Source organism: Mesorhizobium montanum, from assembly GCF_033977145.1.
GTDB classification, from domain to species: domain Bacteria; phylum Pseudomonadota; class Alphaproteobacteria; order Rhizobiales; family Rhizobiaceae; genus Mesorhizobium; species Mesorhizobium montanum.
In genome coordinates this window covers 28,211-51,055 of record NZ_JAVIJF010000010.1, presented here as the reverse complement: position 1 = coordinate 51,055, position 22,845 = coordinate 28,211, and the positions used below count along the sequence as shown (strand labels likewise).

General features: G+C 64.0%; 20 protein-coding genes and 2 pseudogenes. 7 read left to right on the top strand and 15 right to left on the bottom strand.

Features of this window, described 5'->3' with window-relative positions:
- Positions 1-415: 415 nt before the first annotated feature.
- Positions 416-1,582 carry an ATP-grasp domain-containing protein gene (locus RFM68_RS15175; RefSeq protein WP_320233795.1) on the top strand — a complete coding sequence of 389 codons (1,167 nt, stop codon included), beginning with the start codon at positions 416-418 and terminating at the stop codon, positions 1,580-1,582.
- A 4-nt stretch (positions 1,583-1,586) separates the two neighbouring features.
- Complete coding sequence (locus RFM68_RS15170) at positions 1,587-2,363, top strand: esterase family protein (protein WP_320233794.1); 777 nt, start codon at positions 1,587-1,589, stop codon at positions 2,361-2,363.
- Between the two features lie 211 nt (positions 2,364-2,574).
- On the opposite strand, the gene RFM68_RS15165 is transcribed toward RFM68_RS15170, so the two are convergent.
- Positions 2,575-4,113, bottom strand: a complete 1,539-nt coding sequence (locus tag RFM68_RS15165) for an MFS transporter (protein WP_320233793.1) — start codon at positions 4,111-4,113, stop codon at positions 2,575-2,577.
- A gap of 148 nt (positions 4,114-4,261) precedes the next feature.
- Here RFM68_RS15165 and RFM68_RS15160 point away from each other — a divergent pair, with 148 nt between their 5' ends.
- Positions 4,262-5,149 carry a LysR family transcriptional regulator gene (locus tag RFM68_RS15160; RefSeq protein WP_320233792.1) on the top strand — a complete coding sequence of 296 codons (888 nt, stop codon included), beginning with the start codon at positions 4,262-4,264 and terminating at the stop codon, positions 5,147-5,149.
- Between the two features lie 23 nt (positions 5,150-5,172).
- Here the strand turns inward: RFM68_RS15160 and RFM68_RS15155 are convergent, their stop codons facing one another.
- From RFM68_RS15155 to RFM68_RS15125, 7 genes and pseudogenes are all read right to left on the bottom strand, one after another.
- Complete coding sequence (locus tag RFM68_RS15155; RefSeq protein WP_320233942.1) at positions 5,173-5,925, bottom strand: SDR family NAD(P)-dependent oxidoreductase; 753 nt, start codon at positions 5,923-5,925, stop codon at positions 5,173-5,175.
- A gap of 46 nt (positions 5,926-5,971) precedes the next feature.
- Positions 5,972-7,074, bottom strand: a pseudogene (locus RFM68_RS15150) (AbrB family transcriptional regulator).
- A gap of 101 nt (positions 7,075-7,175) precedes the next feature.
- Positions 7,176-7,561: pseudogene (locus RFM68_RS15145) on the bottom strand (type II toxin-antitoxin system VapC family toxin).
- Positions 7,558-7,803, bottom strand: a complete 246-nt coding sequence (locus RFM68_RS15140; protein ID WP_320233791.1) for a type II toxin-antitoxin system Phd/YefM family antitoxin — start codon at positions 7,801-7,803, stop codon at positions 7,558-7,560. Before RFM68_RS15140 ends, RFM68_RS15145 begins: the two are co-directional and overlap by 4 nt.
- Before the next feature lie 119 nt (positions 7,804-7,922).
- On the bottom strand, positions 7,923-8,231 hold the full coding sequence (locus tag RFM68_RS15135) for a putative quinol monooxygenase (protein WP_320233790.1): 309 nt from the start codon (positions 8,229-8,231) through the stop codon (positions 7,923-7,925).
- Positions 8,232-8,283: 52 nt separating this feature from the next.
- On the bottom strand, positions 8,284-9,060 hold the full coding sequence (locus RFM68_RS15130) for an SDR family NAD(P)-dependent oxidoreductase (RefSeq protein WP_320233789.1): 777 nt from the start codon (positions 9,058-9,060) through the stop codon (positions 8,284-8,286).
- A gap of 68 nt (positions 9,061-9,128) precedes the next feature.
- Entirely contained in the window at positions 9,129-9,563 is a 435-nt protein-coding gene (locus RFM68_RS15125; protein WP_320233788.1) for a DsrE family protein, read from the bottom strand.
- Positions 9,564-9,676: 113 nt separating this feature from the next.
- Here RFM68_RS15125 and RFM68_RS15120 point away from each other — a divergent pair, with 113 nt between their 5' ends.
- Entirely contained in the window at positions 9,677-10,762 is a 1,086-nt protein-coding gene (locus RFM68_RS15120) for a hypothetical protein (protein WP_320233941.1), read from the top strand.
- A 234-nt stretch (positions 10,763-10,996) separates the two neighbouring features.
- On the opposite strand, the gene RFM68_RS15115 is transcribed toward RFM68_RS15120, so the two are convergent.
- The 6 genes from RFM68_RS15115 to RFM68_RS15090 all read right to left on the bottom strand — a co-directional run bounded on the left by RFM68_RS15115 (position 10,997) and on the right by RFM68_RS15090 (position 18,704).
- Positions 10,997-11,944 carry a cation diffusion facilitator family transporter gene (locus RFM68_RS15115; protein ID WP_320233787.1) on the bottom strand — a complete coding sequence of 316 codons (948 nt, stop codon included), beginning with the start codon at positions 11,942-11,944 and terminating at the stop codon, positions 10,997-10,999.
- 5 nt (positions 11,945-11,949) lie between these two features.
- Positions 11,950-14,139 (bottom strand): anthranilate synthase, encoded by a 2,190-nt coding sequence (locus tag RFM68_RS15110; RefSeq protein ID WP_320233786.1) that lies wholly within the window; start codon positions 14,137-14,139, stop codon positions 11,950-11,952.
- 238 nt (positions 14,140-14,377) lie between these two features.
- Positions 14,378-15,433 (bottom strand): M14 family metallopeptidase, encoded by a 1,056-nt coding sequence (locus RFM68_RS15105; RefSeq protein ID WP_320233784.1) that lies wholly within the window; start codon positions 15,431-15,433, stop codon positions 14,378-14,380.
- Between the two features lie 138 nt (positions 15,434-15,571).
- A complete protein-coding gene (locus RFM68_RS15100) occupies positions 15,572-16,744 on the bottom strand; it encodes an MFS transporter (protein ID WP_320233783.1) in 1,173 nt (390 codons plus the stop codon).
- Between the two features lie 125 nt (positions 16,745-16,869).
- Positions 16,870-18,246 carry an FAD-containing oxidoreductase gene (locus RFM68_RS15095; RefSeq protein WP_320233782.1) on the bottom strand — a complete coding sequence of 459 codons (1,377 nt, stop codon included), beginning with the start codon at positions 18,244-18,246 and terminating at the stop codon, positions 16,870-16,872.
- A complete protein-coding gene (locus RFM68_RS15090; protein ID WP_320233781.1) occupies positions 18,243-18,704 on the bottom strand; it encodes a DUF4126 domain-containing protein in 462 nt (153 codons plus the stop codon). Before RFM68_RS15090 ends, RFM68_RS15095 begins: the two co-directional genes overlap by 4 nt.
- Before the next feature lie 126 nt (positions 18,705-18,830).
- On the opposite strand from RFM68_RS15090, the gene RFM68_RS15085 reads away from it, so the two are divergent.
- Positions 18,831-19,388: a sugar O-acetyltransferase gene (locus RFM68_RS15085; protein ID WP_320233780.1), complete on the top strand. Its 558-nt coding sequence runs from the start codon at positions 18,831-18,833 to the stop codon at positions 19,386-19,388.
- Here the strand turns inward: RFM68_RS15085 and RFM68_RS15080 are convergent.
- A complete protein-coding gene (locus RFM68_RS15080; protein ID WP_320233779.1) occupies positions 19,375-20,361 on the bottom strand; it encodes a helix-turn-helix domain-containing protein in 987 nt (328 codons plus the stop codon). The two genes, RFM68_RS15085 and RFM68_RS15080, sit on opposite strands and share 14 nt — an antisense overlap.
- 126 nt (positions 20,362-20,487) lie before the next feature.
- Here RFM68_RS15080 and RFM68_RS15075 point away from each other — a divergent pair, with 126 nt between their 5' ends.
- Together RFM68_RS15075 and RFM68_RS15070 are read left to right on the top strand one after the other, a co-directional pair.
- A complete protein-coding gene (locus RFM68_RS15075; RefSeq protein WP_320233778.1) occupies positions 20,488-21,129 on the top strand; it encodes a cysteine hydrolase family protein in 642 nt (213 codons plus the stop codon).
- 395 nt (positions 21,130-21,524) lie between these two features.
- Positions 21,525-22,838, top strand: a complete 1,314-nt coding sequence (locus RFM68_RS15070) for a hypothetical protein (protein WP_320233777.1) — start codon at positions 21,525-21,527, stop codon at positions 22,836-22,838.
- The last annotated feature ends 7 nt before the right edge of the window (positions 22,839-22,845 follow it).

Here is a 22,845-nt window from a genome sequence, read left to right as displayed (position 1 = left end):
GGCTCGCATGCCCCGCTTCAGGCGGATGGGTGGCGAGCGTCGCCTCTACCAAAAATTCGTTCGCTTGATTATGACTTTGCCAAAGTCTGGCCAAGGAGCATGCGCCTTGAGCGGCGGTTTTCGACCGCCGGGCGCTCCTTCAGCGAACCCGGCGATCGCCGATAAGGCCGAGAAGAAGCAGGGTCGAAGCGAGCGCGCGCGCGGTCTCGCCGGCAAAGCCGGTGCGAGGAGAAACGACGGAGCGGACGCGCGTGGTCATGCCGGCTTTCTTACAGGAGCGGCCCGGCAGAGGCAAGCGGGACGCATGGATGAACGCGTCGTGTCTGATGCAGAGAGTCTTCCCCGCGGATCGCAAATGCGCCAGAGTTGGCTACGAGGCAGGGCTGCCGAGCAAAGCTCCGGGGAGGGGTCGTCCATGAATTTCGTATTCTTCTCGCCGCATTTTCCCGCCAATGGCACCGATTTCTGCGACCGGCTGAAGAAGGCCGGCGCCACCGTGCTCGGCATCGGCGATGCGCCTTACGAGACCTTGAACGGCAAGCTGAAGGCGGCGCTTTCGGAATATTACCGCATCGCCGACATGGAAGACTACGATGCCGTCTTCCGGGCGGTGGGGCACTTCATCCACAAATGGGGCCGCATCGACCGCTTCGAGTCGCTCAACGAGCATTGGCTGGAACTCGAGGCCAACATCCGCACCGACTTCAACATCTTCGGCACCAAGCTCGACTTCGTGAAGAACCTCAAACGGAAGAGCCGTATGCGCGCCTTCTTCCGCAAGAGCGGCGTCGAGACCATTCCACAACGCAAATGCTCCGACCGCGCCGGCGCCATGACCTTCATCCGTCGTGTCGGCTACCCGGTGGTGGTCAAGCCGGATTCGGGCTCCGGCGCCTCCAACACATTCAAGATCTCCAACGCCAGGGAGCTCGACCAGTTCTTCAGGGACAAGCCGGAGGGCGTGACGTTCGTCATGGAGCAGTTCATCGAGGGGCTGGTGGTGACCTTCGACGGGCTCGTCAACCGTGACGGCGAGGTGGTGCTGGCGGCCAGCCACCGTTACGATCAGAGCATCATGGAGGCGGTCAACTACGACCGCCACATGAGCTACACGTGCTTTCCCGAGATTGCCCCGGCAGTGGAGGAGGCGGGCCGCAAGATCCTGAAGGCGTTCGACGTGCGCGAGCGCTTCTTCCACATCGAACTGTTCGAGACCAAGGACAATCGCGTCATCGCGCTCGAGGTCAACATGCGCCCGCCGGGCGCCTGGATGACCGACGCCATCAACTACACCTTCGACATCGACGTCTATGCCGCATGGGCCGACATGGTGGTCAAGGATGCCGCCGGCGGTCCTTACAGGGGCAAGTATTTCACCGCCTATGCCAGCCGCAAACGCCACATCGATTATTTGCACAGCCACGCGGACGTGCTAGCCGCCCACGGCGACAAAATCGTCCATCACCAGGCCATAGAAGAGGTCTTCAGCCGCGCGATGGGCAATTACGCCTACCAGATGCGTTCGAAGGATCCGAAGGCACTGCGGCATGCGGTCGACTATATCCACGCGGAAAAGGCCTGAGCCGATGGACGTCTCCTATCACAAGGGCCATGCCCGCAATCTCGGCCGCGATATGGAATACAAGCGCTACGGTCATGCCGGGCGCCCGGTTGTGGTGTTCCCGACCTCGCAAGGGCGGTTCTACCAGTTCGAGGATTCGGGCGGGGTCGCAGCACTTGCCGACTTCATCGACACCGGCCGCATCCAGCTCTTCACGCTCGATGGCATCGATTCGGAATCCTTCTTCAACAAGCATGCCGATGCGGCGCAACGCATCGCCCGCCACGAGGCCTATTTCCGCTATGTGCGCGAGGAGGCGCTGCCGGAATTGCAGGCGATTGCCGCCAAGGCCAATGGCGGCCGCGCTTTGAAGCCGCTGTTCTGCGGCTGCTCGATGGGCGGCTACCATTCGTCGAATTTCGTGTTCCGCTTCCCGGAACTGGCGAGCGGCGTGATCTCGCTGTCGGGCGTCTATTCGGCCCGCGACTTTTTCGGCCGGACGCTGGAAGGCAACATCTATTTCAACTCGCCGCTCGACTATCTGCCCGGCATCGTCGACCAGAAGCTGCTCGGCCGGCTGCGGGCGCTGCGGCTGATCTTCTGCTGCGGCCAGGGCGCCTGGGAAGAGCGCATGCTTATCGAAACGCGCGAGCTGGAACAGGTGCTGCGCGACAAATCCATTCCCGCCTGGGTCGACTATTGGGGCGGCGATGTCAGCCATGACTGGCCATGGTGGCACAAGCAACTGGTCTATTTCTTCGGGCGCTGGCTGGATGACGACCTGATGCACAGGCTAGACTGATGACCACGCCCGACCCGATGGCGATCGCATAGCAGGTCTGATCATCAGCTGAGGCCGCAGGCTTCGCTGCGCTTCCCTCGGAAGCGATGCCTTGCTTTGGGCGGCGGCTAAAGCGCGTCGCGATGAAACGGATTCAGACGACGCGCTTTAAGTCTTTGTTTTGATGCATATCGTTATCCCAAAACCGCTGCGCACTTTTGGGCGACATGCACTAACCTTCCTGGCAGGCCGGGACAGGAGCGACATCTTGTTCCGCCACCGATCCGCGACGCAGGCCGAGGAAGACGACGATCGCGGTAAGCACGGTGATCGTCGCCAGTACGACCAGCAGCCGGTCGAAGGCCGTTTCGTAGGCATGGATTAGGGCACTGCCATCGACCACCGGCAGGTGTCGCATCGTTCCGGCGACATTGCCGGTGACAAGCAACTGCGCCGCCGCCGCGGCCGCTTCGGCTGACGAAGCCAATCCTTGAGCGCCGAGCTGCGTGGCGGTGAAGCCCGACAGGGCCGCCATGACGATCGCCAGGGCCACGCCCTCGCTGGCGACGCGGGTGGTGTTGAAGATGCCGACCGCCATCCCGGCGCGCTCCTTCGGCACGACGCTGACGGCAAGCCCGTCCATCAGCCCCCAAGGTAGCGCGATACCAACGCCGATCAGGACCAGCGGGGCCACCAGAGCGCTGTCTGCCGCGGAAACGCGACTGAGCCAGACAACGCCGGCCGCCGCGATCAGCAGGCCAACACCGCAGATCGTGGCCGGGGCGATCCGGCGTGCCAATTGGCCGGCAAGCAACGGCAATATCAGCAGCGGCCCGGAGAGGCAGATCATCAATTGCCCTGCCTCGATCTCGCTCATCCCCTCGATGCCGATGAAGCGGATCGGGAGGAGCACGAGCAGGACGACAAAGGCATAGGCAGGCGCGGCGGCCAGGAACTGCACGCCGACGAAACGCGGGAAGCGAAACAGCGTCAAGTCCAGCATCGGCCGGCGCACGCGCCGCTCGACGAGGACGAAAGCGGCAAAGCAGACGGCAGCCATGCCAAGAAGCGCCATGACGAGGGGATCGGCCCAGCCGTTCTGCGGCGCCTGCAGCACGCCAAAGGTCAGAGCGGCAAGTGCGGTGGTGAAGGTGCCGGCTCCCGCCCAGTCGAGCCCTGTTGCATCCGGGTCGCGCGATTCGGTGACGGTGCGCATACCGAGGGCCGCTGCGGCAACCGCGAGCATTGCCACCAGAAGAAAAATCGCGCGCCAGCCGAATGCGTCGATGAGCAAACCGGAGGCGATAGGGCCGAAGGCGAGCCCGATGCCAAAGCTGGTGCCGAGGAAGCTGAAGGCGCGCAGCCGCGATTGCCCGTCGAATTCCTGGGCAAGCGCAGAGGCGCCGCCGGCGAAGGCGGCAGCGCCGCCTATGCCTTGCAAGGCCCTGAAGATGTCAAACCAGACGATGTCGGGCGCAAGCGTGGCGCCCAGCGCGGCAAGGATATAGGTGACGAGGCCAGCGATGAAGATCCGCTTGCGGCCGTGGTTGTCGGCCAGAGCTCCGGCCGCCATCAGGCCGGCGCCGAAGGTCAGCATGAAGGCATTCGTCACCCAATTGAGCTCGATCGGGCTGCCGCCGAGGTCGGCGGCGATGCGGGAGAGCGCCACGGCGGGGCCGGTGAAGCTCAACGGCATCGTCATGGCGGCAAGGCAGACCGACAGCAGCACAAGCCATCTGCCGGCCGGGCCGGTTCTGGTCATCAAAATCATGGGTTTTCCTATCTGAGGCGGAATTTGCCGGCGGGCCGCGGACTGGTCGCGCCGATCGCAACGACAAGATAGGGGAGCGACATTTCCGGCAAAATAGTATTTGATCTCCAGTCATCCCGGATCAAAGCGCTCGAATAGGTTTTACGCCATGGATCGTCTCAACGGCCTTCTGGCTTTCGCCCGCACCGCCGAGCTTGGCAGTTTCGTCGCGGCCGGGCAGGCGCTCGGCATCTCCGCTTCAGCCGTCGGCAAGAGCGTCGCCCGGCTCGAGCAGGAGCTCGGCGTGCGGCTCCTGCAGCGCAGCACGCGACGCATAGGTCTGACCGAGGAGGGCAGGCTGTTCAACGAGCGGGTGCGCCGCATCCTCGACGACATCGAAGACGCGGAGGCGATGCTGTCGCGGACACGGCATACGCCGCATGGGCGGCTACGCATCTCGACTCCGATCGTCACCTATCATCTGCTTTTGCCGGTGCTGTCGGAATTCATGGCCCGCTATCCCGAGATCGAGCTCGACATCGATTTCAACGATCGCATCGTCGATGTCATCGAAGAGGGTATCGACGTCGCGATCCGCAGCGGCGAGCTGCCCGATTCACGATTGGTGTCAAGGCCGGTTGCGGCTTTTCGGACGATCTTGTGCGCCGCCTCGTCCTATCTCGATCAGTATGGCACGCCCGGCACGCCGGCGGATCTCGCGGCCCATTTCGGCATACATTTCCGCTTTCTCAACAGCGGCAGGCTGCTCAACTGGCCGTTCATGACCGGGAGCGCCGCGCCGCAGATCCGTTCGATGCTGACCTGCAACAACATGGAGGCGTTGAAGGGCGCCACGATCGCCGGTCTCGGCATCGCCTGCATGCCCGATTTCCTGGTGCGGGAGGCGCTGCATGAGGGAAAGCTGCGCACCGTGCTCGACGAGCATGTCGACGGTCGCGGCCAGTTCCGCATGCTGTGGCCATCCAATCGCCACCTCTCGCCGAAGGTTCGCGTCTTCGTCGATTTCCTGGCCGAGCGGCTTGCGGCAGGGCGATAGGTTTCGCGGCGGGCGGCCTGCGGTCAGTAGGTCGTGCGTCCGCCGGACAGATCGAAGGTCGCGCCGGTGGTGAAGGAATTCTCGTCCGACAGCATGAAGACGACCATGGCGGCAGCCTCTTCGACCTCGACGAAGCGGCCGCGCGGCACTTTGCCCAGCATGTAGGCGACCTGGGCCTCGGTGAGCTGCTCAAGAATGCGGGTGCGGGCGGGCGAGGGGGTCAGCGCGTTGACGGCGATGTCGTGACCGGCGAGTTCCTTGCCGAGCGACTTGGTCAACGCCAGCACGCCGGCCTTGGCGGCCGAATAGGCGGCGGCATTGGGGTTGCCTTCCTTGCCGGCGACCGAGGAGATGTTGGCGATGCGGCCGTAGTTGCGCGCGACCATGCCGGGCACCAGGCGCCGGCAGCAGTAGAAGACGCCGTTGAGGTCGATATCGACGATCTGGCGCCAGGCGGCGGGATCGTAATCCACGACGGTTGCCGCCGGCCCAGCAATGCCGGCATTGTTGACGAGGAGATCGACGGGACCGAGCGTCCGCTCGGTTTCGGCGGCCGCGTGATCGACGGCCTCGATCTGCGACTGGTCACAGAGGATGGCTTCAACGCGGCCGAGCGAAGCGAGTTCGACGACGGCTTTGGTCATTGCGGCCCGGTCGACGTCCCATACGGCGACGCCGGCGCCTGACGACAACAGGCGCCGGGCAACCGCAAGGCCGATGCCTTGCGCGCCGCCCGTCACCACGGCGACCCGGCCAGAAAGATCGACGGCATTCAAACGGCGGCTCATGGACAATTCCTTTGCTCCCTTGCATTACCGCGGATCAGGCCCCGACGTTTCGCGCCACCAGCTTGGCCACACTTGGCCCAATAATCAGCACGACCAGGAAGCGCGCCGACTGCAGGGCCATGACGAAGGAGATGTCGACGTTCCGCGCCGCGGCGGCGATGATGGCGACGCTGTCCATGCCGCCGGGGCTGGTCGCCAGATAGGCGGTCAACGGGTCGATGCCGAGCAGGCGGCTGATGACGCAAGCGATGCCGCCGCAAAAGGCGATCAGCGCGATGATCGAACCGATGATCTGCGGCAGGGCGCGCGCCGCATGGCGCAAGATCGGCCGGGTGAAATTCAGCCCGATCGACCAGCCGACCATGGCGTAGCTGATCGCCAGCAGCCAGGGCGGCAATTGCATCGGCACGCCGAGGCCGAGATGGATCACCGCACCGAAAATGAAGGTGCCGAGAAAAAACGGCGAAGCAGTCTAACCAGCTTTCCGAGCAGACCGCCGACGACCGCGATGCCGATGGTGGCGGCAAAGGCAAAGAGATCGATCGGTGGAAACCAGACGATGGGCGGCACCTCGACACCGGATGTGTCGACCCACATTTTGGCAACGAGTGCTGCAGTCATCGAGACGAAGATGACGCGCAGATATTGCATGAAGGCGACCAGACGCTGATCGGCGCCAAAGGCGCCGGCCATCAGCACCATGGCGGTGGCGGCACCGGGCGACGAACCCCAGACTGCGGTGGTGCCGGGCAGGATGCGCCAGCGGCTGATCAGCCAGCCAAGCAGGCTGGAGGCGGCGACGGTCGCGACCACCACGCCGAGGAAAAGCGGCCATTTGTCATAGAACACCGGAACGATGCCGGACGAGATCGAATTCGCGACCAGGCAACCGACGATCGCCTGGGCCGAGCCAAACAGAGGGCGGGGCACGCGCACGGTGGCGCCATTGGTGCCGGCCAGGATCGCGGCAAGCATCGGGCCGATCAGCAGCGCCGCCGGCAGGGCGGCGAGCTCGAGCGCGCCGGCGAAGAGCAACGAAAACACCACCAGCGCCAGCCATTGCTGCGGGGGGCGCAGGCGCGTCATGTGTTCAAGCGGCACTTGCTCCCGTGATGGTTGCTCTGGGGAGGTATCCATCTTTTGGTCTTAGACCTGGGGCCGAGAAATGCGAACCCCGGGCGCACCGGAAAAACCATATTCCCGTATGCTTTAGCCGCCCCTGCATCACGGGCCTCTGGTCAGAGCTTTTGAACGGGACCGGGGTAGCGCGCGACAAGATCGTCCACTGTCAGCAAAGTGATGCCTTCCACCGTCGCTTGCGCAACAAGAATTCGATCGAAGGGTCCTTGTGGATGGATGGAAGTCCGTCGATAGCGACGGCATGCTCGCTGGTGATGGGTAACTCTTGGTAACCGTTGTCGAGAAGGCCTCGCCGCAGCAAACGCGGATCCACGGTGAAGCCGTCCCTCCCAAGTCCACGCTTGATCGCGACCTCCCAAAGGCTGGCAGGACTGAACAGGAGTTCGTTCGACGGGTTCTCGATCTCGGCAAGGGCCGAAAGTGGCAGCCGGTCCGGTTCGCCGGCGGCCCGGAGCAGCAGATGGGTATCGAGCAACAGCTTCACGTGTTCATGTCGAACAGCTGCTCGATCTCCTCATCACCCATGCGGTCGAAATCGTCAGGGACGGAAAATTGACCTGCCATAAAGCCCACCCGTCGCATCTGCGCCGTGGTCGGCTGATCGATAGGCACGACTTTGACCAGCGGCTTGCCTGCCTTGGCGATAATGAACGGCTCACCTTTGGCGGCTCGGTCTACAAGACGCGATAGATTGGTCTTCGCATTGTGGATGTTAACAGTCTGCATCAAGGATGCTCCAAACAGACTTAGTTCATTAGACTTAGTTCATGTCGTGCGGCATTGCAAAAATGCCATCGCGAAGGTTCGAATTTGGCGAGTGCGCGATAAGGGCCGCGCTTCCCGGCTCAGCCGGTTTTGGCCGCGGGAAGTCCGAAACCTCCAACAGGTTGGGTCTCGACCTGGAATTCGAAGCCGGCGATGAAGGGACGTGCCTTGGCGATCGCCGCCTGGACTTCCGGCAGTTGCAGCGACGCTTTATGGCTCGCCTGGTCGGTCCACACCTCGGTGACCCAGATCGCGTCGGCGTCGACTGGATCGATGGCGATGATGTAGTTCAGGCAACCGGGGAGCGCGCCGGTGCTTTCGCGCAGCACGTCCATGACCGCATCGCGCTGGCCGCGCGCCGCCCGCATCTTGCCGATCAGTCCGTACATGCCCTTGATCTCCCTCCAGGTTGCGCGCTGCACCAAGTATGCAATCACCGGCTCACGGCATCAACTGGCCACCATTCACCTCGATCACCTGGCCGATGATGTAGCCGCTCAACTGATCCGACGACAGGAACAGATAGGCGCCGACGCAATCCTGCGCCGTTCCGGCGCGGCCCTGCGGAATGGTGGCGACCATGGCCTTGATCTGCTCTGCGCTGGAATAGCGCTCATGGAAGGGGGTCAAAATGGTGCCGGGCGCAACCGCGTTGACGCGAATGCCGAAGCCGATCAGCTCCTTGGCCATGCCGCGCGTCACGTTGGAAACGAAGGCCTTGGACGAACCGTAAAGGCCGGCGCCGCCGCCGGCGCCGTTGCGGGCGGCGATCGAGGTGGTGTTGATGATGAAGCCGCCCTGACGCTTCAGCCACGGTATCGCCTTGCGCGAGGCGGTCAGCACCGATCGGGCGTTGAGGTCCATCACCGCGTCGTAATGCGCCTCGTCCTGGTCGGCATAGGCGACGCGGCCGAGCATGCCGCCGGCATTGTTGACCAGGCCGTCGAGCCGGCCGAAATGCGCCGCACTTTCCTCGACAACCCGCTCGACATCGGCGGCAATCGAGAAGTCGCCCCGGGTCAGGAACACCTCGCCACCATCATCGCGGATGGACTTGGCCAGGTTTTCGGCGGCTTCGCGGCTCGCATTGTAGTGCAGCGCGACCCGGCATTTCTGCGCCGCATAAGCACGAGCAAGCGCGGCACCTATGCCGGTCGAGGCGCCGGTAACCAGTACCGCCTTGCCGGCAAGATCGGGGATGGCAAGTGTCGTCGTCATATCGGCTGGCCTCCAGGTTGCCGCCTTTCGTAGGCCATTGCCGGCCTGCCGTTCAAGTGCGCGCGCTTTCAGGGCCTGAGATAGACATAGCCTTGGTGCTGCAGTTCGGCGAGTTTCACGACGCCGCCCTTCTCGGCAACCTCAAAGCCGTCCAGCAGGTCGGTCAATGTGATGTCCATGCCGTGCAAGGTGTTGCCGCAAGCCTGTGGGACGAGCCCCTGCTGGACAAGGCCGGCAAAGCGGCTGGAAACAGCGCCCGAAGCGCCCTTGGATTTGAAGGCGGCCAGAGCCGGACCGTGCACCACGAGCACGATATCGACATTGCCGCCGGTGCCTTCATAGTGGTTCTTGATGTTGCCGAGGACGAAGTTGACCTTGTCTGCCTCGCTGAGATGATAGGCGACTTTCAGCCTCTGCTCAGTCGTTGCCGCGTTTGCCCGGCTCAGGCCGAAAAGGCCTGCAGCGCCCGCAAGACCGGCGCGAAAAATGTCACGGCGCAGCATCGTATCCTCCCTTCGCTCATCCGCTCGCAATTTTGCATGGTCCGGGCGGCACTCCTAGACTAGCATGACGCCAGTCTTGTGGGCGGGAGGAGGATCACATGATATCGAGGACCATGGTGGGAAGGACCATGGCAGTCGTGGCGGTTTGCGCTGTCGTTGCCGCTTTTGCCGGCGCTGCGCGCGCCGATGATGCTCTCAGCCTCAAAGAACTCAGCCCCAATGGCGCGGACGCCTGCTTCGGTCGCGTCTACGATGCCGCTCATCTCAAGGCGCATCCGCACCAGAAGGTGGCGCGCATCTTCTTCTTCTATGGCCATGACCCGGTCAGCCGGCCGAATGAGGAGCCGGCAACGAACGCCGACAGCTCCTACAACGGCTTCCTCACCACCACCGTGAGCGGCGCCAAGGCGCCGGAATGGGCCAGCGGCTGGTGCAACAAGAATGGGCCGAGCGATCCGTCAAGCGGCATCCGCTGCGGCATGGACTGCGACCGCACGCTGGCTTCTCTGAAAGTCGATGACAAGGGGAAGCTCCTTCTGTCAGGCCTGTCGCCGGACGTCTATCTCGACCCGGATTCGGAAGAGCAGCTCGGCAAGGCGGAATACAACAAGCAGGCCTTGGGTAGCGAGGACGACAATTTCAAGCTGGACCCGATGCCGGCCGAGACGTGCAAGGCGGAGTTCGCGCGCATCGATCCGATCGATCCGGCGCTTGGGGATCCGCTGCGCGTGCGGCTGAAGCCCGATCAGCCCTTCTGCTTCGGGCGTGACTACGACGATGCGCATCTGAAGTCGCATCCCAACCAGCTGATGCAATCGATCCGCGTCTTCCGCGGCCCGGTCGAGCTTGCCTCCTTCGCCGCCGGTGGGGATACCGCAAACTGGCCGGACGGGGCGGACATCGCCGTGTCGGTGACGACCAGGCGGAAGGGAGCCAAGGTCACGCAGACCTATTCCTGCCAGGGCGAGGCAGACCAGTGGCGTTGCTCGGCCAGCTCCAAGATGAGCGATTTTTCCTGCGACATCTCGCAGAAGGAGATTTTCCTGAAGCGCGGCGCCAATGGCACGATGATGCTCGCCAATCCCAACAATGCGGTCGCGGTTGTAGATCTTTGCTCGAAGGCGGCGGGCGGCAAGACGAAGTCCGACGACAAGGTGTATCGGCTGCAGCCGATGTCGCAGTCGGCGTGCGCTCCGTAACTAGCGCTTCGTCATTCTACGGAGCAAGGAGCGAAGCGACGCGGCGCAGACCATAGAATCCTGTGTGACTTGGAAGCGCCGCCACGGTGCGGAATTCTGCTTCGTTGCACTCCTTGGCGAAGGTAACGGCATGGATTCTAGGGTCTTCGCGACGGAGCTTCGCTCCTGCTTCGCCCTAGAATGACGACGTTGGGAGGCTCCGGCCAATCCCCAACGTCTGCCATGCTGGCACCGTCACGCGAAAGGCACCGCCGTGGTGCCTTTCGGCAGCTTTGCCTCGTCCTCCGGCTCGACATGGATGGTGACGCGCACCGAGGGGATCTCGGCCTTCAGCGCGTCCTCGATGCGGTCGCAGATGACATGGCTGGCGCCGACCGTCATGTCGGCGTCTACGACCAGGTGGAATTCGATGAAGGTGGCGCGGCCGGCGATGCGCGTCTTCAGATCGTGCACCTCGATCGCGCCCTTCGAACTGGCCGAGATGATGCCGCGGATCTGCATGTGTTCCTGGTTGTCGACGGCGCGATCCATCAGCCCGTTCATCGACGAGCCGATGACATGCCAGCCCTGCCACAGGATGTTGAGCGCGACGATGACGGCGAGCGCCGGGTCGAGGATCTGCCAGCCGGTCAGTACGGCGCCGACAAGGCCGCCGAACACGCCGACGGAGGTCACCACATCGGTCATGATGTGCTGACCGTCGGCGACGAGGGCCGGCGACTTTGCGTTCCGGCCGGTGCGGATCAGAATCCAGGCCCAGATCGCGTTGATCACGGTCGCGACGCCGTTGACGGCAAGGCCTTCCCAGGGTTGTTCCAGCGGGGCTGGATGCTGCCAGGATCGCCAGACCTCGTTGAGGATCAGCAGGGCCGCGACGACGATCAGCACTCCTTCGAGCACGGCCGAAAAATATTCGGCCTTGTGATGGCCGAAGGGGTGGTCCTGGTCCGCGGGCTTGTAGCTGACCTGGATCGCCCAGAAGGCGGCCGCCGACGCAATGACGTTGACGATCGATTCCAGCGCATCCGAATAGAGCGCGACCGAGCCGGTGATGTACCAGGCGGCAAGTTTCAGGACCAGCACGACGCAGGCGACGAGGATCGACCAGAAGGCAAGCCTGGCAACCTTCTCCCGGGTCGCGGCTTTCGCCGCGGCCGCCGCCGTGTCCTGCGTTGCGACCATGTTTCCTACGCGGCCTTTTCCTTGGCCTTGCGCGGCAGATGCGCGACGATATTCTCGATGATGCGCATGCCGGCATTGTGACCGAGCGTCATGATCGATTCCGGATGGAACTGGACCGCCGCGATCGGCTCCTTGCGGTGCTCGAAGGCCATGATGATGCCGTCCTCGGTCTCGGCGGTAACCACGAAACCGTCGGGCAGGCGCACCGGATCGGCGAAGATCGAGTGGTAGCGGCCAACGGTCACTTCCTTGGGCAGCCCCGAGAAGATGATGCCGGGCTTAGAGACGCGGATGCGCGACGGTTTGCCATGCATCGGGATGTGCAATTGCCTGAGTTCGCCGCCATAGGCTTCGGCCAGCGCCTGCAGGCCGAGGCAGACGCCGAAGATCGGCAGGTCGCGGCTGCGCGCCTTCTTGATGGTGGCGGCGCAGTCGAAATCCTTCGGCGTGCCGGGGCCGGGCGACAGCACGACGAGGTCCGGTTTCAACCGCTCGAAGACTTCTTCCGGCACCGGCGAACGAACCGTGGAAACATTGGCGCCGGTCTGGCGGAAGTAGTTTGCCAGCGTGTGGACGAAGGAGTCCTCATGATCGACGAGCAGGATGTTGACGCCGTCGCCGACACGAGCGGTGGTGCGCTCGGTTCCGGTGGCGTTGCCGGTCTTGGCGTCGCGGATGGCGGAGAGCATGGCGGATGCCTTCAGTTCGGTTTCGGCTTCTTCTTCCTCGGGCACGCTGTCGAAGAGCAATGTAGCGCCGGCGCGCACCTCGGCTACGCCGTCCTTGATGCGGATCGTGCGCAGCGTCAGTCCGGTGTTCATGTCGCCATCGAAGTTGACCATGCCGATGGCGCCGCCATACCAGGCGCGCGGGCTCTTCTCGTTCTGCTCGATGAAGCGCATGGCCCACAGTTTCGGCGCGCCGGTGACGGTGACTGCCCAGGCGTGCGAGAGAAACGCATCGAAAGCATCCATGCCTTCGCGCAGCCGCCCCTCGATATGGTCGACGGTGTGGATGAGGCGCGAATACATCTCGATCTGGCGGCGACCGATGACGCGCACCGAACCCGGCTCGCAGACGCGCGACTTGTCGTTGCGGTCGACGTCCGAGCACATGGTGAGCTCGGACTCGTCCTTCTTCGAGTTGAGCAGCTTCAGGATCTGCTCGCTGTCCGAGATAGCGTCGTCGCCGCGCTTGATGGTGCCCGAGATCGGACAGGTCTCGACGCGGCGGCCGTTGACGCGCACGAACATCTCCGGCGAGGCGCCGATCAGATATTCGTTTTCGCCGAGATTGATGAAGAAGGAATAGGGCGAGGGGTTGATCGACTTCAGTTTGCGCGAGATGTCGGAAGGCTGGGTCTCGCAGCGCTCATAGAACATCTGTCCGGGCACGACCTCGAACAGGTCGCCGCACTTGAAGCTCTCCATCGCGCGGCGCACCAGGTTGGCGTATTCGCCCGGCTCGTGGTCGCCGCGCGGCGGGATGCGGTCGGCGGTCTTGAACGGCTCGGCATGGGCGTCGCGCGGCAAGCCCTCGGTCGAAAAGCCGTCGCCCGAATAGTCGTAGCGGTCGGTCCAGGCTGAGGTCGAATAGTGATCGACGACCAGGATCTCGTCAGGCAGGAACAGTACGAGGTCGCGCTGGCTCGGCTTGCGCTCGAGCCTGTAGTCGACCGGGTCGAACTGGAAGGCGAGATCGTAGCCGAAGGCGCCGTAAAGGCCGAGATTGGCATCCTCGGCGGTCTTGAACAGCGCGGTGATGGCGCGCAGCACCGTAAAGACCGACGGAACGCGGCTGCGCTCCTCCTCGGTGAAGACGCGGCCTGGCTTGGCGACATCGAGGCGAATGAGCGTCTTCGAGGTCTCGGAGATCGTCACTTCGCTCAGGTGACCAAGCGCCTTGCCGATCACCGGCAGCAGCACTTCGCCGCGCTTGTTCAGCGCTTCGATGCGCATCGCCCGGCCGCGCGCCGAAATCACCAGCGGCGGATCGATGATGGCCGTGTCCCAGCGCGTGTAGCGGCCAGGATATTCGTAATTGGAGGAGAAGACCGCGCCGCGGCGCGAATTCAGGCCGTCGACATAGGCATCGATCGCGCCTTCATAGGGCCTGTCGTGCCGTTCGCGGGTGATCGTCACGCCGCCGGCGGTGACGAAGCGCTCCGCCCCGTTGTCCAGAACTTTAGTCGTCATTGCCGTCTCCATCAGCATTTTGGGCAACGGACCCGGGAATGGCTTTAAAAAACAAATGGCCGCCCGGACATTCCGTTGCGGCCACATTCTTTCTCACGCGCAAACGCACGAACAGGCCGCTGTCAGCAGGCCCACCACCAAACGGTCTTGTTCGAACGCATGTTCATGGCGACTCCCTTAGCGGCGAATGGAGGCCCACGCAACTGGATTTCACGTCGATGCCGAAGCCCGCGCGGTCTCAGTCTTCCAACGTGCCGGAGCGCGCGTCGCTGCTCCTGCCGTTGCCGGCGAGCTTCAAAAGATCCTCGCCGGTGCGGATGATGCGGCGCGAGCGGCGGGTCAGGATGAAGCCCGACTGCGGGGCAAAAACTTCCGCGCGGCCGCCGACCTCGCCGGGCGCGTGGACGATCGTCGCCAGCCTGTCGCCTTTGGCGACGCGGTCGCCGGGCTTTACGTCGTAAAGGATCGCGCCGGCCCGAGGCGAGGGCATCATGTCGATGTTTTCCAGCGGTATGACGGGTCCGGAAAATTTCTCGAATTTCGGGACAGATGAGTCCTGAACGACGCCACGCGTCACCAGCAGGCGGTAGAGACCCTCGGCATCGGACGCAGCCAGGGCGCCATCGACGTCGAGGATGCCGCGATACTCGACCGTGGAGACGACGCGCCGGTCGAAGCGCGCGACGCTCGCCGGCACGTTCTGGTAAGGCATGATCGAAGCGCCCTCGAAGGTGCCCGTATTGTCCTCGCTCCACAGCAGGACGGCTTCGGCGCCCATGGCGGCGGCACAGTCGGCCATATGCGGCCACAGGCTGGTGTGGACGTAGAGATAGGCGAGGCCTTCGTCGTCGCAATGCAGGTCAAGGACGATGTCGTTGCCGAGCGAGAGCTGGACGAGCCGGTTCTTCAGCCTGCGATCGGCGCCGCCCAGGCTGACATCCGGCAGGAGCCTTGCATCGGGCGCCGCAAGCAGCGGGAAGGAGCGGTTGAAGTTTGTCCTTGTGCCGAGATTGAAACGGCCCTGATGCTCGCCGAAATGATATTGCGCGCGGCCGACCGGATTGGCCCAGGGCACGATCGTGACCGGACCCTTGATACGGCCCTCTGCCTCCGCCTTGGCGAGCATCGGCATCAGCGCGTCGATGGCAACGACGCCCGGCAGTTCGCCGGCGTGAAGGGCGGCCTGCAGATAGGCGGAAGGGGCAGTCTTGTCCTTGCCCTCGAAGCGGAAGACTGGAAATTCGTAAGCAACGCCCTCGCTGTCGCCGGCGATGCGTTCGATCGTCTTCTGCATGCGACACCCTCCGTGTGAAAAGGCCTCAGCCATGCATTGTTGCGATCGGGCTGTCGAGTGGTCCAGCCGCGTCGGCTGTCGGGGCAGCCGCTGCTACGGCGAGGACGCCGAGCCTTGCTACGGCGTGGACGCCGAGCCTTATTCGGCCGGCTGTGCCTGCAGGTTGGCGCGGCGATCGAGCGTCTGCGTTAACACCGCAACAGCAACGGCGAGCAGCGCCAGCGCAGCGCCTACCAGCGGCAGGTTGGCGTAGGACACGCCCCAGGAGATAGCAAGGCCGCCGATCCAGGCGCCGCCGGCGTTGCCGACATTGAAGGCGCCCTGGTTGAGCGTGGCGGCAAGGTTCGGGCCTTCGGAAGCCGCTTCGACGACGCGTATCTGCAGCGGCGGCACGACGATGAAGATCAGCATGCCCCACAGGAAGACGATGGCGACGGCAATCGTGGCAATCGCGCCGAGCTTGGCGAAGACGACGAAAAGCAGGGCCATGGCGAGCAAGGTGCCGATCACCGTCTGCATCAGCTTCCAGTCGGCCAGCCTGCCGCCGATGATGTTGCCGATGGTCATGCCGGCGCCGAACAACAGCAGCACCCAGGTGACGGTCCCCGTCGACAGGCCGGAGACGTTGGTGAGATAAGGCTTGATGTAGGTAAAGACCGCGAACAGGCTGGCGGAGGCGAGCGAGGCGATCAGCATCGCCAGCCACACCTGCAATTTGCCGAGCACGCGCAGTTCGCCGAGCAGACCGCCGCCGCTGGGCTCCGCGACATCCGACGGCACCAGCCAGGCGATGGAAGCGACCGAGATCAGGCCGATGCCGACGACGGCGAGGAAGGTGGCGCGCCAGCCGAAGGCTTCGCCGAGCGCGGTGCCCGCGGGAACGCCAAGGATGTTGGAGAGCGTCAGGCCGGCAAACATCAGCGCGATGGCGCTCGCCCGCTTGTTGCGCGGCACGAGGCTTGCCGCGACCACCGAACCGATGCCGAAGAAGGCGCCGTGGCCGAAAGCGGTGAAGACACGCGCCGCCATCAGCAGCCAGTAGTTGGGTGCGATGGCGCAGAAGAGATTACCGATGACGAAGAGGGTGGCGAGGCCGACCAGCACCGGCTTGCGCGGCAAGCGCGCGGTTGCCATGGCCACGATCGGCGCGCCGAAGACGACGCCCAGCGCATAGCCGGTGACCAGCAGGCCTGCGGAAGGGATCGAGACGCCGAGGTCGGCCGCAACTTCCGGCAGCAGGCCCATGATGACGAATTCGGTGGTGCCGATGCAGAAAGATGCAATGGCAAGCGCTAGGATCGGCAGCGGCATGGGATGTCCGGACTGAATCGGTTCAAGTCGAGACTGACTTTGGACATACCCGGCGCACAAGCGCCATTGTTGCAACGCAGCAATGCAGAAACGGGAGAGCGACTTTCCGACCCTGAGGCGGGCGTTCAGGTGAGCGGCTTCAGCTCCTGGGCGATCGTCGGCAACAGCTCCGAGACGTTGGGATGGATGTGCATGGCGCGCGCGAGCGTCGAGATCGGCGCCTTGGCATACATGAGGTCGAGCACGCAGTGGATCGCCTCGTCGCCGCCCGGCCCGAGCACGGAACAGCCGAGGATTTCGCCGGTGTCGGCATCGGCCAGGATCTTCATGAAGCCTTGCGTCTCGCCCTTCTCGACCGCACGGCCGACGCGGGTCATCGGCCGCTGGCCGACCAGCGCGCGGCGGCCGGATTTCTTCACGGCGGCTTCCGTCATGCCGCAGCGTCCAAGCGGCGGGTCGATATAAAGCGCGTAGGCTTCGATGCGGTCGCTTACGCGGCGCGGGTCGTTGTCGAGCAGGTTGGCGGCGACGATCTCGAAGTCGTTGTAGGAGGTGTGGGTGAAGGCGCCCCTGCCGTTGCAGTCGCCCATCGCCCAGATGCCGGGCACATTGGTGCGCAATTGGTCGTCGACGACGACGAAACCGCGCTGGTCGACCTCGACGCCGGCCTTGTCGAGGCCAAGATCGTCGGTGTTGGGCGTGCGCCCCAGCGCCAGCAGCACATGCGACCCCACTGCCGGCGGCTTGCCGGCGAAGAAGGTGACGGCGATGTCGCTGCCTTGCCTGGCGAAGCTTATGTCGCCGGCGCCGACATGAACGGCGATGCCTTCATTTTCGAGGATGGACAGGATGGCGGCCGAGGTGTCCTCGTCCTCGCGGCCGGTCAGCCGCGGCGCCTTCTCGATCACAGTAACTTCGGAGCCGAAGCGGCGGAACATCTGCGCGAATTCGAGCGAAATATAGCTGCCGCCGACAACGACCAGATGGCTGGGCAGCACATCGAGATCCATCATCGAGGCGTTGGTGAGGTAGGGCACGTCGTTGACGCCGGGCAGGTTGGGCACCGAGGCGCGGCCGCCGGTGTTGAGGAAGATTTTTGGCGCGGTGAGCAGCTGGTCGCCGACACGCACGGTGTTGGCGGATTCGAAACGCGCATGGCCGCGATAGAGCGCGCAGCCCTTCATGCCGCCTATCCATTTCTCGAGATTGCCGCGGGCGTCGTTGGTGACCTTGTCCTTGCGCGCCTTGATCCGCTTGTAGTCGACACCGACGGGCCCCGAGAGCGCGACGCCGTAGTCGGCGGCACGGCGGGCGAGATGCGCAGCATAGGCGCTCGCCACCATCGCCTTGGTCGGCATGCAGCCGGTGTTGACGCAGGTGCCGCCGATGAACTTGCGCTCGATCAGCGCAACCTTCATGCCGGCCGCCTCGAGCCGGCCGACGAGCGGCGGGCCGGCTTGGCCGGCGCCGATGACGATAGCGTCGAAGCTCTTCGCCGTCATGTGACGGCCGCCACAATCAGCAGCCCGCCGATGATAGCGACCGCATCCTCGATGAAGGCGGCGGGCGGATCCTTGCCGAAGGCCGCGGCCATCCGGCCGCGCACCTCGGCGCCGCCCAGCGTGCCGATCACCGCGCCGGTCGCGCCTGCGACCAAACCGCCGATGGTGGCGCCGGCGGTGGCGCCGATCACCGCGCCCGCGAAAGCGCCGGCGACGATGCGGGCGCCGAATTGCTGCGGCACTTTTCTGCTCGGCGTCGAGGGCAATTGATCGGTGACGAGCTCAACGACCGCCAGAATGGTGAAAATGCCGACGGCGATCCAATGGCCCATGAAACTCGCCCAGGTGTTTGCCACCGGCAGCCATCCGAGCCAGGCGCCCCAGGCAACGGCGGCAGGCGCCGTCATGGCGCGCAGGCCGGCAACGACGCCAATCAGCAATGCAAGAATGTAAAGCATGACGACCCCTCAAGATCGGAACCTCAGCCGGTTTCCAAGATACAGGCTAGCATAGGTCCGGCGTTTGGCTACTGGCTTTCACGGGCGATACGGTATGCTTTGGCAGCAATACTGGAGGTGCCCGTCGTGACGAATAGCGAACGCATTAAGATGGCGGCCGGCGAATGGTATACGTGCATCGGTGATGAACTTGAGGATTTGCGCGTCAGGGCGCGCGACGCCGTGTTCGAGCACAACAGCCTGCCGCCCGGGCAGCGCGGTAATATGGGTCCTGCCTTGCGGGCTCTGCTCGGCGGCGCGGGCGAGAAGGCGCGCATCGAGGCGCCGTTCCACTGCGCCTATGGCTTCAACCTGTTCCTCGGCGATGGTGCCTTCCTCAATGCCGGCTGCACCATTCTCGACGCGGCGCCGGTGCGCATCGGCAAGGGAACGCTGCTTGGTCCCAACGTGCAGATCTACTGCGCCGAGCATCATCGCGAAGCCTCCGGCCGGCTGGCCGGGCTGGAGATCGCAAAACCGGTGACGATCGGCGACAACGCCTGGATCGGCGGCAGCGCGGTGATCCTTGCCGGCATCAGCATAGGCGAGGGCGCCATCGTCGGCGCGGGCGCTGTGGTGACCCGCGATGTGCCGGCCAATGTGACCGTCGTCGGCAACCCGGCACGGGCCGTTACAAGAGGCTGAGTCCGTCTGGCGCCTGGCTGCCTCGGGAAAACTCGCGCCGGTATTGCCTCGGCGAGGTTCTGAGCCGAGCGGCAAAATGCTGGCGCAGCGAGGTGGCGCTGCCGAAACCGGCTTCGAAGGCGACCACGTCCATCGACTTGTCCGTCTGCTCCAGCAGCCTTTGCGCCAGCCCCACACGCTGGTCGGCAAGCCAGTCGCCGAAACTGGTGCCGATCGACTTCTGGAAGCGGCGCGTGAAGGTGCGGCGGGTGAGGCCGGCCGCATCGGCGACGCTGTCGAGACTATGGGATTCGCCGAGTGTCGCGTGCACCTGATCGAGTGCGCGCGTGAACCGGTCAGCGTTTGGCGTCGGCGCAAGCGGGCGCTCGATGAACTGCGCCTGACCGCCCTGCCGGTGCGGCGAGAGCACGACATGGCGGGCAAGCCGAAGCGCGGCCTCGACGCCATAGCGGGCGCGCACGATGTGCAGGCAGCAGTCGAGCCCGGCGGCGACGCCGGCGGAGGTGATGATGTCGCCGTCGTCGACATAGAGAACGTCGGCGTCGATCGCGATGTCGGGATGAAGCGCCTGCAACTGGTCGGTATAGGCCCAGTGGGTGGTCGCCTTTCGCCCGGCGAGCAAGCCGGCGGCGGCAATGGCGAAGGTGCCGAGGCACAAGCCCACGATCAGCGCGCCACGCCGATGCGCGCGTTGCAGCGTGTCCTTGAACGGTGCGGCCAGAGGCGCCTCGAGGTCCTTCCAGCTGGGAACGATGACGATGTCGGCCTCGTCGAGGGTGGAAAGCCCATACGGCACGACGATGTCCAGTCCGGCATCGGTATGAACAGGTCCTTCCTCCATCGCGCAGACGCGGAAATCGAAGCGCGGCAGGCCGAGCTTGGTGCGGTCCGCGCCGAACACCAGGCAAGGCACCGAGAGGTGGAAGGGGCTGATGCCGTCGAAGGCGACGGCGGCAATGATCGGGTTCTTCATGACAGACATCATTTGGGTTGATTGGCGAATGTCCCAATTCTTTCGAATGATGTCAATCGGGACACTTTCAGCATCCCAAGCATCCGCCTAGCTTTGCCCCATCAACCCGGTCGAAAGGAAACCGCCATGTCAGCACCCACCACCCAGCCACGCCGCGCGCTTGTCGTCGTCGATGTCCAGAACGACTACAACGGCGGCAATCTTGCCATCCAGCATCCGCCATTCACCGAGACCGTCGCTAACGTGGCGCGCGCCATGGATGCCGCCGCGGCGGCCGGCATCAAGGTCGTCGTCGTCAGACAGATGGCGCCCGAGACGTCGCCGATCTTCGCCAAGGGCAGCCATGGCGGCGAGTTGCATCCCGAGATCGCCAGGCGCCCCCGCGATCACTATGTCGAAAAGACGCTGCCGTCGGCCTTTACCGGCACGGATCTCGAGGCCTGGCTGCGCGCCAATGCCATCGATACGATCGCGGTCGTCGGCTACATGACCCACAATTGCGATCTGTCGACCATCATCCACGCCGTGCATATGGGCTTCGCGGTCGAGTTCCTTTCCGACGCCAGCGGCTCGGTGCCCTACGCAAATAGCGCCGGCTATGCGTCGGCCGAGGACATCCATCGGGTGGTGAGCATCGTTTTGCAGTCGCGCTTCGCCGCGGTGCTGAAGACCGCCGAATGGATCGATTGCCTGAAGACCGGTGCGTTGCCGGAACGCGACACGATCTATGCGTCGAACCAGCGCGCGCTGGCACGCAACGCGGCGTAGACCGAACTGCGTTCGAACAGCAAAGGCGTCGCTAAGATGCGGCGCCTTTTGCTTTGACGATAAATATCGGGGAAGAGCGTGACCCATTTCACGGAAATCATTCCGCTATTTTCGGAAAGTCGCGACGCATGTGAGTAAGCGCGGTTGGCTGGGGGCTGAATTGAAAGCGCGCGTTGCACGAACCGTGGTCGTCCTGGCCCTCGCTGTCGGCGCGGCACTGCTGCCGTGGCCGGCCTTCGCGCAAGTTCCGCCGCATGCGCCGGGAACGATCTGCTTCACCCAATTCTTCTGGTGCTGGGCGCAGCCGCCCGGGCCTCCCGGTTATCCCTGCGGGTGCCCGTCGCAATATGGCTTCGTGCCAGGTTACCTGGGCTAGTCGTCGGAAGGGACTCGCGATGACGGCATCCAACGATCCTCTTGTCTCCGGGTTGCTCAAGGATGCGAAGCTGGTCGCCGGTTATGGCCGCTACGGCGTGTTCAAGGACAGCGCCCTGTTCGCCGCGATCGGCGATGCGGAAAAGCTAACCGACGCGACGGCAAGTCAGCCCGAGGTCGTGAAACTGCAGACGGTGCTAAACGACTGTTCCGACACCGTGCCGTTTTCCACCCTGGCTGCCTTGCGTACCGGCTGGTCACCGGGCGACATGTCGCGGCGGACCGCGCTCGCGACCTATTTTCTCATAGCTCTCTCGGTGACGATGATGATCATCATCGGCAAGCTGACCTATGTCTACAACAGAGGTATTTCGATCGGCGCCGAGTTGCAGGAGATCGACAACAACGATTTCAGCGCCCGGTTCGGGCAGTCGATCAGGCAGGTCTGGGCGACGAAGAAGCAACTGAGCTCGGCCACCGCCCGGCAAGCGTCAACGACCGACCTGACGCTACTCAAGGACGCCTATTACAATTCCGTCGACAGCCTGCATTCGCTCGATCAGCGTTTTTCCTCGTTGCTGGTGAGGGCGCAGGGGTTCATGACGCAGGAGGCGCCATTTCCGCTTTGGGGCATGCAATGGGGGTATTGCAAGCTCTCCGCCTCGCCGGTCAAAGCGGGTGCGCCACTTGATTTCTCGAACCCCAGACAAATGGCCATAAACCAGTTTTGCGGCCAGGCGGTCGCGCTGGCGCAACAGCAAAGCGGGGCCGGGAACAGCCAGCCGCTCAAGCAGTCGGATTTCGACTGCAAGAACAACGACAACAGCCAACCCAACACCGAGGTCGTCAGCGCTACCGGTCCGGCAGCCCAGGCGGAGGACCTGAACGCCGATTTCGATGAAGCGACGCGCAACCTGCAATGCGAAGGCGTCATTACCATCACGCCGAATTCGATTTCGACGCTGACATTGCAGGCCAAGACGCTGGGCGAGGTGCTCAGCCCCTATGCGCTGTGGATCCTGCCCGCGCTCTACGGCGCGCTTGGCGGCATCATGTTCCACATGCGCATGATCCTCAATCCGCTGCTGCCCAATCCGCCGCTGTCCCGGCTCATTCACCGCATCGCGCTCGGCGGGCTCGCCGGCATGATCCTCGCCTGGTTCATGGCGCCAGGCACCAAGCTCGGCGGCGAGGTGACCGGCATAGGCTTCAGCCTGTTCACCTTCGCTTTCCTGTTCGGCTTCAGCTTGGATATCTTCTTTGCCATCCTCGACCAGTTCGTCAGCATGTCGGTCGCCGGCATCAAGAAGTTCGGCGCGTCCACTGCGGCTTAGAACAGGC